At 34.0% G+C, this 12,485-nt stretch carries 17 protein-coding genes; 7 read left to right on the top strand and 10 right to left on the bottom strand.

The annotated features are described in order from the left end of the window. Positions 1-29: 29 nt before the first annotated feature. The 6 genes from ACQKNI_RS17675 to ACQKNI_RS17650 form a co-directional block, all read right to left on the bottom strand. Entirely contained in the window at positions 30-665 is a 636-nt protein-coding gene (locus ACQKNI_RS17675; RefSeq protein ID WP_088232684.1) for a VanZ family protein, read from the bottom strand. A 259-nt stretch (positions 666-924) separates the two neighbouring features. Next, positions 925-1,251 carry a hypothetical protein gene (locus tag ACQKNI_RS17670; protein WP_088232685.1) on the bottom strand — a complete coding sequence of 109 codons (327 nt, stop codon included), beginning with the start codon at positions 1,249-1,251 and terminating at the stop codon, positions 925-927. Between the two features lie 147 nt (positions 1,252-1,398). After that, positions 1,399-1,770 carry an ATP synthase subunit I gene (locus ACQKNI_RS17665; RefSeq protein ID WP_098357224.1) on the bottom strand — a complete coding sequence of 124 codons (372 nt, stop codon included), beginning with the start codon at positions 1,768-1,770 and terminating at the stop codon, positions 1,399-1,401. A gap of 38 nt (positions 1,771-1,808) precedes the next feature. Next, positions 1,809-2,393 carry a CDP-diacylglycerol--serine O-phosphatidyltransferase gene (gene pssA, locus ACQKNI_RS17660; protein WP_427282559.1) on the bottom strand — a complete coding sequence of 195 codons (585 nt, stop codon included), beginning with the start codon at positions 2,391-2,393 and terminating at the stop codon, positions 1,809-1,811. Continuing rightward, a complete protein-coding gene (locus tag ACQKNI_RS17655) occupies positions 2,386-2,844 on the bottom strand; it encodes a MarR family winged helix-turn-helix transcriptional regulator (RefSeq protein WP_088232686.1) in 459 nt (152 codons plus the stop codon). The genes pssA and ACQKNI_RS17655 overlap by 8 nt, the downstream gene beginning before the upstream one ends. A 186-nt stretch (positions 2,845-3,030) precedes the next feature. Next, positions 3,031-3,387 (bottom strand): DUF4259 domain-containing protein, encoded by a 357-nt coding sequence (locus ACQKNI_RS17650; RefSeq protein ID WP_098357213.1) that lies wholly within the window; start codon positions 3,385-3,387, stop codon positions 3,031-3,033. A 376-nt stretch (positions 3,388-3,763) separates the two neighbouring features. On the opposite strand from ACQKNI_RS17650, the gene ACQKNI_RS17645 reads away from it, so the two are divergent. Beyond that, positions 3,764-4,048 (top strand): YmzC family protein, encoded by a 285-nt coding sequence (locus ACQKNI_RS17645; RefSeq protein ID WP_098357214.1) that lies wholly within the window; start codon positions 3,764-3,766, stop codon positions 4,046-4,048. A 322-nt stretch (positions 4,049-4,370) separates the two neighbouring features. Here the strand turns inward: ACQKNI_RS17645 and ACQKNI_RS17640 are convergent, their stop codons facing one another. Further along, entirely contained in the window at positions 4,371-4,610 is a 240-nt protein-coding gene (locus tag ACQKNI_RS17640; protein WP_140417498.1) for a preprotein translocase, read from the bottom strand. Between the two features lie 198 nt (positions 4,611-4,808). Between ACQKNI_RS17640 and ACQKNI_RS17635 the strand changes: the two genes are divergently transcribed. Then, a complete protein-coding gene (locus tag ACQKNI_RS17635) occupies positions 4,809-4,934 on the top strand; it encodes a YjcZ family sporulation protein (RefSeq protein ID WP_000540377.1) in 126 nt (41 codons plus the stop codon). Between the two features lie 838 nt (positions 4,935-5,772). Here the strand turns inward: ACQKNI_RS17635 and ACQKNI_RS17630 are convergent. Beyond that, positions 5,773-6,393, bottom strand: a complete 621-nt coding sequence (locus ACQKNI_RS17630) for a class I SAM-dependent methyltransferase (RefSeq protein WP_088232692.1) — start codon at positions 6,391-6,393, stop codon at positions 5,773-5,775. A gap of 653 nt (positions 6,394-7,046) precedes the next feature. On the opposite strand from ACQKNI_RS17630, the gene ACQKNI_RS17625 reads away from it, so the two are divergent. Next, positions 7,047-7,376, top strand: a complete 330-nt coding sequence (locus ACQKNI_RS17625) for a 6-aminohexanoate hydrolase (protein WP_088232694.1) — start codon at positions 7,047-7,049, stop codon at positions 7,374-7,376. Positions 7,377-7,794: 418 nt separating this feature from the next. On the opposite strand, the gene ACQKNI_RS17620 is transcribed toward ACQKNI_RS17625, so the two are convergent. Further along, positions 7,795-8,361 carry a PRK06770 family protein gene (locus ACQKNI_RS17620; protein WP_098252893.1) on the bottom strand — a complete coding sequence of 189 codons (567 nt, stop codon included), beginning with the start codon at positions 8,359-8,361 and terminating at the stop codon, positions 7,795-7,797. Positions 8,362-8,870: 509 nt separating this feature from the next. Here ACQKNI_RS17620 and ACQKNI_RS17615 point away from each other — a divergent pair. From ACQKNI_RS17615 to ACQKNI_RS17605, 3 genes are read left to right on the top strand one after another with little or no spacing between them, the layout of a single operon-like run. Then, a complete protein-coding gene (locus ACQKNI_RS17615; protein ID WP_071710717.1) occupies positions 8,871-9,212 on the top strand; it encodes a PadR family transcriptional regulator in 342 nt (113 codons plus the stop codon). Further along, a complete protein-coding gene (locus ACQKNI_RS17610) occupies positions 9,205-9,687 on the top strand; it encodes a hypothetical protein (RefSeq protein ID WP_427282558.1) in 483 nt (160 codons plus the stop codon). Before ACQKNI_RS17615 ends, ACQKNI_RS17610 begins: the two co-directional genes overlap by 8 nt. After that, positions 9,684-10,211, top strand: a complete 528-nt coding sequence (locus ACQKNI_RS17605) for a permease (RefSeq protein ID WP_427282557.1) — start codon at positions 9,684-9,686, stop codon at positions 10,209-10,211. The genes ACQKNI_RS17610 and ACQKNI_RS17605 overlap by 4 nt, the downstream gene beginning before the upstream one ends. A 41-nt stretch (positions 10,212-10,252) precedes the next feature. On the opposite strand, the gene ACQKNI_RS17600 is transcribed toward ACQKNI_RS17605, so the two are convergent. Beyond that, positions 10,253-11,728 carry an MDR family MFS transporter gene (locus ACQKNI_RS17600; protein ID WP_427282556.1) on the bottom strand — a complete coding sequence of 492 codons (1,476 nt, stop codon included), beginning with the start codon at positions 11,726-11,728 and terminating at the stop codon, positions 10,253-10,255. A gap of 144 nt (positions 11,729-11,872) precedes the next feature. Between ACQKNI_RS17600 and ACQKNI_RS17595 the strand changes: the two genes are divergently transcribed. Further along, entirely contained in the window at positions 11,873-12,448 is a 576-nt protein-coding gene (locus ACQKNI_RS17595) for a TetR/AcrR family transcriptional regulator (protein ID WP_427282555.1), read from the top strand. Positions 12,449-12,485: the final 37 nt, after the last annotated feature.

Genomic DNA, 12,485 nt, shown 5'->3' with positions numbered 1-12,485 from the left:
CGAGCGTTAAAACGAAATTCGTAATCACCTCACTGAATGATGACAGGTCTTCCAAATAAAGCTGGATGATAAATTAACATCGCACCTACAAATGAACACACTAAACAAAAAATAGCCTCGTATTTTATAACTAGAGAAGAGTTTGTATCAAGCTTTTTCCCCTCTCTTTTACATATCATTTCAAAAGTTCTATATAATACATACCCAACCATTGCTCCGAGGGTATTCGTAAATAAATCATCAATATCTGTAATTCTATTATTTAGTAATTGATTTAACTCAATTGCCAATGAAAAAAGGGATCCTGCACATACGGTGTTTTTCATTTTTCTAAAATGCGGCCAAATCATCGGTAATAAAAAACCTAACGGCATAAACAGTACAACGTTCAAAAGATACGTAGTACTACCTGCCGTATCAAATAGAATCAAGTTAATTTGACTTACACGAATCCACGTTTCGTAGTTACTTATATCCCATACAGTCGCGATCTGCGTCAACCTATACACTAACGAAAGGTAGAATAGAAAAACATACACCCACAAAAAATGCCCAATAGATATAGTTCTTTTCGCTTTAAAATAAACTCCAATTTGAAACATAATACAAAAAATAATAGTAAAAAAATACGTATACAAATAACTAATCAAAACTTCTGTATGCATGTAGAATCCCCTAACTTTACATTTTCCTCTATGGCTTTGTCGTTTTTAATCTCCTTCTTGATGTAACTCATTTATAGGATAGGAAAAACTTTTAAAATAAAAAGTAGGGTAAATATAAAATTTTTCTTAAATCTTATGTTTACCCTTTTTAATAGTCCGCTATCAGACAGAAATATCCAAAGGGGATTACATAGCATAACTTTTTATAAGTATCTTGTTTTTTAAGAAATCGTAATTCCATTTCAAATATTGAACTAAATTATCTTTTATGTTTTTCTTTAACCCATACTAAAATTAAATTTTTTAGTTCGTCTGTTTCGATACTGCAAGAATGGTTTTCATCTTCTATATAGCGATGAGTAATTTTTGTGAAGTCATTACATATTTCTAAATCACAACTATTTCCACCTAATTTTAGAGAATTAATTTCGCCGTTCAATACTTTATTTATACGAGATAACCAAAAAACACCATCACTATTTTGAATATCATTTTCTAAAAACTCCCCTACTAACGATATATTCTCAGGAAGTTTAATCATCAAAAGGTTAAAAGGTCCTTTAAAAAATTCATATGTGTATTTCATATATTAAAAATCATCCTCTCAATAGCTAACGCGTAATGGAAAGGCCGAAATAATACTATTCCTTGAATCAATGAACATCATAATTTCCATACCATGTGACGTTCTACCCTTGAAGGGCTTTTAATTCCTAATGCAAAACCTATTAATCTATCCCTTCTCATCTCTCATACTGTAATACCCCAAATTAATAATAATCAAGAAATACCCACCCATAATTCCAGCAGCAAATGTCCACATGAAATCATGGTGTTCAATTTCATACATAATAATCGCACCGAGTATTGCGGCCGCAAACCGGTTCATCATTCCGAGCATCGGTGCCTTTTCTTTTTTTACAATGCTGTCTCCGAACTTTTCAATGCGCCTTCCTAAAATCCAGGCGCAGTACATACTTACTAAAAGGCCGATGCCTACCCCTACAAACTGGGCTGAAAAAGGTGTCATCAACCCTCCCAATAACATTACGCCTAGCAAACAATACATTTGTATGTTGAATGATCTTAGTGCCATACGAATCATGTTATGCTCCTTATCTTTCTCCTTGTATTTCCGTATCATCAATCCCATCTTTCGGACTTCAAACTTTCCGATATATCTTTTTTAAAATGAGGGAATTTGATTTTACTCACCATTAAATACGCGAGTATGCATGTACCAAACGCCACGGAAACTGGATTCTTTAAAAAACATAAAATGAGGAGACACATTGCCGCGAATGGAATTGGCATGCCGATAAATGTCGGAAGTTTACTTTGCTGCGTGTTAAATCTCGCAAGCCGAAGCATTCCGCAAACACTGTAAGCAAGCGCACATAACATCCCGATTGACTGTAAATCTTTTAACACGACCGTATATGCAAGAATAGACGGCGCTACACCAAAGGTAACTAAATCCGCAAATGAGTCTAACTCTCCGCCAATTTCTGAAACAGAACCGAGTTTCCGAGCGACCATGCCATCAAACAGATCAAATATCATACCTGTAATAATGAACATAACTGCACCATGCATATCGTGTGCGAGAACAGAGTAAATAGCCAATATCCCACAAATAAAATTCGCTATCGTCATCATATTTGGTATGTAACTCATCACACGCTTCTCCTCCTTTCTATTCATTGCCTCATCTAAGTTCTTACTCATTACAATCAAGATCCTTCTGTTTTTCTTCCAATATCACTTTATTTATTTTCGTTAACGTATCCGTCATTTGTTCTAAAGCACCGATATCGATTTTTGAAAAATACTTCTCAATTAATACATCATCTAACTCAGACAACTGCTCCATATACTTACTACCATTTGGACCAAGTGTAAGGAAATACTCCCTTTTATTATTAGGATTTACTTGTTTTGAAATCATCTTCTGCTTTTCCAATTTCGATAAAACTTGGCTGACAGCACTTTTCGATATATTAAAAGTAGTCGCAATGTGATTTGCTGTCGTGTTTTCATTTAAATTAATATGAAATAACATACTCTCTTGCTGTCCTGTAAGACCGTACTCATCTTTCAACTCCTGAAATAGTAAAATATAAAATTCATTATAGGCTCGGTTCATTTCATTAATTATTTCTTTATACGTTCTAGTCATAGCACTCTTCCTCCATGCTGTTATTTCGTTTTAATAGTTAAGTTCACTTAACTTAACTATAGTATACTGTTTTGTTTGTGTAAAGGGAAACCTCCCCCACGTTTTTACCATCGCACAAAAAAGAAGACACCTTTATTGATGTCTTCTTTTCATACTTACAATTTCATCAGCTTCTTTTTCAGCCTACTAACAGTTGCTCAGCCTTTGCTTAAATTCATCTAAAACTTTCTTTCTCTCTTCATACTCTTCTTCACCGGCTTCTTCCCAAAGTTCAAGATCAGCGCCACGTTCAATTAATGCAATCGCATTGCTGCGAACTTCTTCTTGAAGACAACCCTTCTCAAGTTGTATTGCCGCAAGACCGATGTATACTAAAGACATAACCTCTAAATCTTCACCTATATCAAACTCATCTACATACTCTTCTAAAACAAGATTTGTTGCTTCTTCTACACTGTTACCTTCATCTATATATTCAATAAATTGATCTTTCACATCGCAAGTTGTGTCATCATCAAATAATCCAGTTCCCCAAGCACCCATATTCCACAGCTCCTTCTTTATACTTTTCTACTTCAATGTTAAATACAGTAGAAATTCATTACAAGACTAGTTATGCATATAATTATATTTTACAATTGCTATAGGAAATGCATATACTTCGCCACATTTATCATTCTGAATATTTAAATGTAAATGATAAAAATTCCATATAGACCCATTACTGGTTAAAATGTTATAATTTAATTACCCTACATAGTTCCTCATATCCGGACTGAGGAACTAGCGTCTTATTAAGTAATGCGCATAAATTCAATAAAAAAGACACTTTTTACAGTGTCTTTTTTATTTATATGCTATTCGTAGGAACTCTCTCTTTTACACGCGAAATCTATTACATGACAAAGGAGACTAGCAAATGGAACATCCTGTTGCAAGAGAACTGCGTTTCATACGTGTATGCCTTATCATCTTAATTATTGTCATTGCATTTTGGGACCGTGAAAGAGTTGTGGAAATCAATGATCATGGCAGCGATTCTACCCCAAACATAAGCAATATGACCCAAATTAGTGAAAATACATTTGCAGACAAAGATGACTTTGGGCAAATTAAAATATTTAAGTTTAACCCGGATACAAACGACATTTCACTCGTTAAAGAATTTAATGCTGATGAATATGACTCGAGTACAGATAGATAAAGGAATCTGTACCATAAAAGTATAATGATCAAAACCTTTAGCCATAATTACGACTAAAGGCTTTTTTGTATGTAAGTAAATGAAAAAGGAGCTAACTTTATGGAACATAATAAAAATGGAATGCTCGCTTTAATCGTTTTGTTTGTAGGCCTCGCATTTTTTGTTATCGGTATGGTTTGTCATTTATGGGGATCCTGAAAGTTCATCATTATAACAATCTGTCTCTTTCTAAAACGAAGCAACTGCGCGATTCTTCTTCACTCATTTGAATAACATACGCAAAAGAAGACATCTGAATGGATGCCTTCTTTTCTTATATCTTTTATAAATTCCTTTGAGCAGATGCTCTCCAATCACGAAAAGATGTTGGGCGTCCAGAATGCGCTCTTTTCTTTGTAGCAGCTGGTTGTTCTTCTGGAATAGTTGCTTTCTCTTCAGGAGTATTTTGTTTTTCTTCAAGAATAGCCAAAGCTGTTTGCATCTTCTCAACCTGCTCTTTTAAAGCTTGCTGCTCAATCTTTAAATCCGTAAGTAAACGTAAAATCATTTCAGAATTAGCCATAAAAATCCTCCTTCCCCCAATACACAGAATAAAATACAATATGTAAACGACGAAACACCGGTGACAAAAATAAGGTCGTCAATTCTTTTAAAATCCGTGACATCTTTATTTTTCAAAAGGACCTGCTCCATTCATCCGTAAAAACATAAATTGAATTAAATCCATTATTAAATGGTCTTTATGGAAGGAGGAGTTAATATGGGCTATGGCGGTAGTTGTGGTGGAGGCTGCGGTTTCGGCGGCGGATTCGCTTTACTTGTTGTACTCTTTATTTTATTAATCATCGTAGGAGCTAGCTGTTGGGGCGGCGGATTCGGCTGCTAAGTAGAGGCACTCTTAAGAGTGTCTTTTTTTTGTTTCATTTTTTCCCCTCCGATCTGTATCAGTTCTTTTTAAAATGTAAGATTTATCATCTCATAGTAGCAAATGATTTATTTTCATATCGTCATATTTTGTCGAACGGCAATAAAGAAAAGACACCCTAAGGTGCCTTCTTCCAACTAGATCGGAGTACCGCCAGCATTTTGGAACCCACCCACGCTAGGCAAAAAATACAATGAGCTTACCACAATTATTTCATTGGGTGGTAAACCTTCTTTTTCTTCCATTTTTCCACTCCTAAATTAAAAGTTTTATAATGCTTGTACATATTTAATATATACAAGATTCAACAGATTTTTTGGACATCTATCTATCAAAATTATTTGTATATCGTATACACATCAAGTTTACATAACGTCCTATTATTTAAGAATTGACATTAGTCGATTCTTTTTTTTGACTCTTTTTATATGTGGCAAAAACGCCACACATAAAAAGTCTAAAAAAACCAGTATTATCAATGCTTTATACCACTTTTAAAACTCTCTCTCTCTTCTCACTCTCTATATAAGGGCTTTTCTCCTTGCATTCCGAAATTCGGCGGGGGTTGGTATATCGCCAACCAAAAACGAGGACTTAGGTTGCTCGACTTGGACTAGCAATTGTACCAGCCGAACCGCCAGTTCTATCGTTCTAAGCAAGAAGCTTATTCTATATTCAGTTACGTTAAGTTCCTGAGAGCTAGCCCCCAAACTCCCAGCCAGCAATCACACCCAAAAACAAGGAGTTTAATAAAACAAACAAAAAGATTAACCAATAATGGTTAATCTTTTTGTTTATTTTATATTTTATTTTTTTCTAAAATAATAAAATCAGCTGATGATAATTTTTTATATTTTTGTTCTATAATTTTTAATACGTTATAATCTTTATATCTTGATATATAGCTAAAGATATCTCGATCTTTAATTGTTGGAATATTATACACAAACTCTTCTGGTTTAACAATTCTTGTATATAAAATAATAAAAGAAGAATTACAAGAAAAAATATCGTCTAAAGTTTTTTGAAAATCAGTCTCATCTGTGATGTGATATAAAACATCTAAACATACTACTAAATCACTTTTGAAATATCCTTTATTAATAAAATATTTAGGATTGTATAATAAAAAATTTTTTGTATTATCTTTTGTAAACATTTTTGAACATATATCTATAGATGTATGTGAAATATCCATACCTAAGTAGTTAGGATATTTCATATATTTTAATTGGTTACCATCGCCACAACCAAATTCAATTACAGTTTGAATTTGGTTTTCAATTATTAATTTATTAATTACATCTTTCTTGAATTCTGCTAACATTCCATATGATCCACTTCCTGAATTTCCTCCATCGGCATAATTGTTTTCCCAGTAATCGATATAATTAAATTCTTCTTCAGTTGTGTTATCCATAATTATCCTCCTTAAAAATGGTAAAATAAAATATTTTTTATAAATATGTATTTTATATAATTAAAATGCTTGATTTAGTGAAAAGAATTTAACTGAACATGAAAGAAAAGGGTATGATCTTGCTTCAAAAGATATAGAGCAAAAGAAAAAAGCGAAAAATAAAAATAGAGATAGTGGTTTAGAAAGATAATAAAAACAAAATAAAGTGAATACTTAAAACTAAATTAAGTATTCACGAAACAAGAGTTAAGTAAAGACTAAAAAAAAGTTAAGTACTTAAAATAACTAAAACCATTGATATAGCTAGGTTTGTCCTACTTTTTTTGTTTGATTTAATCTCTTCTATAATCAAAAGAGCTTTTCTCTATGCAAGGGGGAAAAGCAAGCTAAACAAAAAAATAAGCCATCCATTTGGATAGCTCATTTACATAATTATCGTTCCCGGAAGTTGATCTTGTAGCGCCCTTTCTCGTAATTCACTATGTTTTCCAAAGAAAATAGTGAAAGGCAAGGCGATGAATATATTTACAAAATGACAAAATTGTAAGAATACACGAATGTTTGTAAGAAAGTTCGATGTTTTCCTTTTTCTTTTTTTATTATAGTGAAAAAGAAGAACGAAATATTCTCTTATGTAGGAAAGGAAGATAATAATGATTGATCTATTAAATAAATGGATGTTAGAAAGTACAGGCAATTTTAATATCGTTGTAGGACTTACAGCACTTCTATTTTTGGGTTCAGTAATTGCACTTATTATTATTTACAAAAAAATTGGTAAACCAGATGAAAGAACAAATGCTATTTATTTTAAAATTATTTCTTGTATGTTTACTACTCAAATTCTAATGAATTGCATATTTATTTCTTTAGTTGGTAAAGATATCGAGAATTTCCGTCAAATCTTTATATTATTTGAAGCCTTTGTATTCTTCGTTGGAGCTATTTATTCGTTTAAATTATATAGACAAGAATTTAAATAATTTACTTGTAAGAAACAATAAAAAACGGTAGTGATTTTATACACTATTGTTTTTTATTGTTCATTTTTAGTTAATTATATATTCTATACATATGAGGTTAACATAACGTCTCATTATCAGTAGTAACCAAATCTCAGAAAGTCCTTCATATCAATTGTTTCCTGGCTTTCCGTTCCCTTCTTTGTATGCAAGATTTCATACATTCCTGTCACAACAGTATTCGGGAGCTCAAACCGTTCTTGTAGTCTGCATGAGATCCTGCATATTCTTAGCGTATAAAATCTGCGTTTTGCCGTCAGTACCCCAGACACCATAAGGCGCCTTTCTCTTGCTTGAGAATCACATCTATTGTATTGAAGAAATTTAGAAAAGGTAAATACAAAAAGGTAAGCTTCTAACTATAATTGATAGATGTTTATTATTCTCCAACATGCTGAAGATCTCCGGATTTAATTAATGCGGCTGTTACTTCATCACCGAAAGTATTTAGAGAGAATGTTTGCTCGTCTAACGAATCCATTTTTGTAGCTTCCCCTATCTTGCCGTCTTGAAGTTCCCAGAAATAGTTATGTTCTTCTACGATTTTACTAAAATCCCTATTTACCCATCTTTCAGTAATTGCTAATAGTTTTTCTTTATTCTTAAAATCATTTTCATTTAAAATACTTCTTACTTTCTCTGCATTCTTTTTAGACATAGGAGTTGCGCCCCGTCCGTCACTCGCTTTTACCTTTTGATGAGTCATGCTATGCATAGCTGAAATAACTTCTTCTTCAGTAGAACTTTTAGTGATGTGAAGTTGTGCATTTGAACCTTTAATTTCTGCTTCATTCGATGGTGTTTCTTCTTTATTAGACTCTGCAAAAGCATGCTCCTCACCACCTATTGGTACTTCTGCAAACTGTAACATCCCATAAGTCATACCAGCTGCAAGTACTATCATCCCTATAATAGATCCTAGCCAATACGTTAGCTTCTTGTCCATACTCACTTCCCCCTATCTTCATTCAAATATCTTACATACAGAATATCATATGTAATTCTCCTTTTTATGGATATGTGATTTTTTATTTATCAAACATAAAGTGCTGCAATAAACATTACAGCAACTTTGGAAAAATCATGCGATGCCAAACGATTGAATAATGGAATTTTGTTTAGAAGTAATCACCGCATTAAGCCCGTGATGATTTAAAAATGAAAGAAAAGTTAGCAAGAATGGAAAAAACAACTCTGTTTGAAAGCTTAGGCTTAATAGAGATATCAACGGAGCAACTTCCAGTGGCTTCATAAAATATAAACCAAGGGAAGTTCTATTTGAATATACCAAAATACAGGATTTCACTCGAATATTTGAAAAAGCGTTATTGTGAGTTTCTCTCTCGAAAATCACAATTTTTTAAATTGACATAGCACTTCATGCACCGTATACTGTTAACAACAGTATACTGTCATTAACAGTATAAATCTCAATTCATTCTAGGAGGTATATCCATGAAACACACCGGAAGACATACAGGCGCATTTCTTTTGTTATTTTTAGCAGAAGGTGATAACTACGGCGGTCAGCTACTTCAGAAATGTGAAGAAGAACTTCCCGTCAATCCAATCGATAGTGCCATTTTATATCGCACACTAAAGAAATTAGAAAACGAAGGTGCAATTGAATCTTACGTAAGTACAGATCATCAAGACAAACCGCGAAAGATGTACAAAATTACGTCTGCTGGAAAAGAACAATTAGCAGATTTTCAAATGGATATTGAAGAAAAAATGAAGAACTTATCCTTTTTCCTGGGCAAATATAAAGATTTAAAGGAATCCGATCATGATTAACGGCGTGATCCTTTACACGTTAGCCATTCTTCTTACGGGGATTTCTTTTATGAAAGATCGTACTAAAACGAAAGACGCCTTAATGAAATCATGGAAAGTGTTTCGAAACCTTCTCCCTGCCATGCTTTCCATCATGCTTTTCGTTGGCTTATCGCTTTCAATCTTAACGCCATCTTTCATCTCTTCTATCATTGGAGAACAGTCGGGATTTCTCGGTATCATGTATTCAGCAATACTCGGATCCGTTGCACTCATCCCAAGCTTTGTCGTGTTTCCTCTTGGGAATACATTAGTCCAACACGGCGCAGGTCTCCCTCAAGTTGCGGCACTTATGTCTACACTCATGGCAGTAGGAATTACAACATTACCGATGGAACAAAAGATATTTGGGCGAAGCTTTGCTTACGCACGTAATGCATCTGCCTTACTCATGTCTCTCCTATTTTCCTATATCATTTGGGTGGTGATGGTATGAATGAACTAAAAAGATATCGTTTCTTTTTCATTTTACTAATCGGACTTATCGTACTAACTTTTATAAACCAATCTTTAGGATGGAGCGCATTACAATTAACAGGTAATAGTATTTTAGATATGCTGTTTCTCCTCCCTCCTGTCCTCGTATTTGTAGGATTACTTGATCAGTGGGTGAAGAAAGAAACGTTAATGAAATATATGGGCGAAAAATCGGGCATCTATGGTATCTTATTCTCCTTATTATTAGGCGGAATTGCAGCTGGGCCCCTTTACGTCGCCTTTCCAATCGCAGCACTACTCTTAAAAAAAGGCGCGAGCATTCGGTACATCGTATTTTTCTTAGGCGTTTGGACAACTGCGAAATTGCCGATTATCGTATATGAGTTTTCTTCATTTGGGGCTACTTTTACACTTATTCATATTGGCTTCGGTTTAGTATTCTTCTATGTTATGGGGCTTATTTTTGAGAGGTTTTATGATCAGGGGCAGTTGCTGCGGTATGATGTTACGGAGGAAATGTAAAAAGACATCTTTAATCGTAAAGATGTCTTTTTATATAAACCTTAATTTTCGTTCTGTAAAACCCCCGCCACTTCTACTCCCTTTTTCTCTTCTTTCAAGAATAGCGATACGATAAAAGCAACCACAATAAAGATTAATCCAAGTGTAAATGCACCTTGGAATCCTGATGTTAAACCATTTAACTTCTCTACTGGATCCATCGGATTTGCGGAGCTTTCCATATACTGAGTTGTTCCTGAAGACATTTTCGAAATAAAGATAGCCGTACCAATTGCGCCAGCTACTTGCTGCAGTGTATTAAACAGTGCTGTTCCGTGCGGATATAAATCTGGTGTTAATTGATTTAAACCGTATGTTTGTGCTGTCATGACAAACATGAGTCCAACCATTAATACGCTGTGCATGACAATAATTTGTACCATTGATGTGTCAGGCGTAATGCCTTTAAATAAGAACATTGCAATACCTACTAACACAATGCCGGGAACGATAATAACTTTCGGACTAAATTTATCAAATAATTTGCCCGCGATTGGTCCCATTACGGCACTAATAATACTTCCCGGAAGCATGATTAATCCTGATTTAAAGGCTGTAACGAGTAACACTGTTTGCAGAAACATCGGTAATAAAGTCATCGTTGAAAATAACGACATCATCACAATGACGATTAATCCAACTGATAATGTAAACATCGGAACTTTAAACGCACGTAGTTCTAAAATTGGATTATCGATTTTTAATTGTCGCACGATAAAAATACATAGTGATACAAGCCCAACAATTAAAGCGCCATACACTTTCGGATCAGACCACCCTAAGTCACCTGATGCACTAAAGCTATACACAATCCCGCCGAAACCTAATGTTGATAAAAGAATAGATGGATAATCTACTTTCGGCCTTGTTAACTCTGAAACATTTTGAATGTACTTCATTCCAATTACAATGGCAATGATTACGATTGGAATGACAAAGTAAAATAACCAGCGCCAATTCAATGAATCAACGATTACTCCAGATAATGTAGGACCAATTGCCGGAGCTGACATCATAACTAGTGCAATTAACCCCATCGTAGCACCACGTTTTTCAGGTGGACAAATGATTAAAATCGTATTCATTAACAACGGTGAAATTAATCCAGTCGCTACTGCTTGGACAATACGCCCGACTAATAAAACGGCAAATGTCGGTGCGAATCCAGCAATTAATGTACCAACTAAAAATGTTACCATCGCAATCAAAAACATTTGTCTCGTTGTGAGCCATTGCTGAAGTAACGCTGTAATCGGTACTAAAACACCAACCACTAACATGTATGCTGTAGAAAGCCATTGGATTGTTGAAGCTGTTACGTCAAATTCTTTCATTAATACAGTTAACGCATTACCAAGTAACGTTTCGTTTAATAACGCAACCATTGTCCCTAAAAGTAATGCGATTAAAATGGGGGTATGTTTCATATTAGAAGTATCAACTTTGCCACTCGCAGGGCTCTTAGTTGTCATATTCATGTATTGATTCTCCTCCTATTTTTTTTACTCCAAAAGCTTTATATAAACCGGAACACATGTAATATAATATACATATGTAGATTAAAAAGGGAGAATCAATTTTCATCCTTTGTATATTTAATCTACAAAAAAGGAGAAGTGTAGATGAACGATAATGAAAAACAACTTGATTTACGTATTAGACGTACACATAAATTACTATGGAATTCCTTATTTGAATTAATGACACAATCAAAACAGAAATATAGTACCATCACGATTAACCAAATTTGCGATCGCGCAATGGTACACCGAACAACCTTTTATAAACATTTTGAAGACAAAGATGCTTTATTAGCATTTGGATTTAAACGCTATGGCGAAATGGTTGCTGAAATACCGCTTTTAGATCGAATAAGTAAACCATTTCAAGTGATGGAACAATTCCTGCATCATGAAGAAATCTGTAAAATATTTGAGGCACAAATGTCCGATGAACAATTCAATAGCCGCATGTATTATTTAAGCCACGAAACAAGAAAACAAGAAACAGAAGCGCTAAATCGCCTTTGTAAAAATCATACGATGCCAAATGATTTAATAACGGAATTTTATTCAGGAGTAATCACCTCATTAAGTGCGTGGTGGTTTCAAAACGAAAGAAAAGTTCCTGCAGCAGAAATGGATAGACACTTCCACCAACTCATTAATCAAAATATTTTTCAGTTTGAAGAGGAATAACTTCAACATCAAAAAACGCCCATAGGAAAGAGGCTAT

Origin of the sequence: Bacillus sp. NPDC094064, assembly GCF_050279585.1 — a bacterium.
Lineage (GTDB): Bacteria > Bacillota > Bacilli > Bacillales > Bacillaceae_G > Bacillus_A.
Note: the sequence above shows the minus strand (reverse complement) of the source record. Positions and strands in the feature narration are given on the sequence as shown.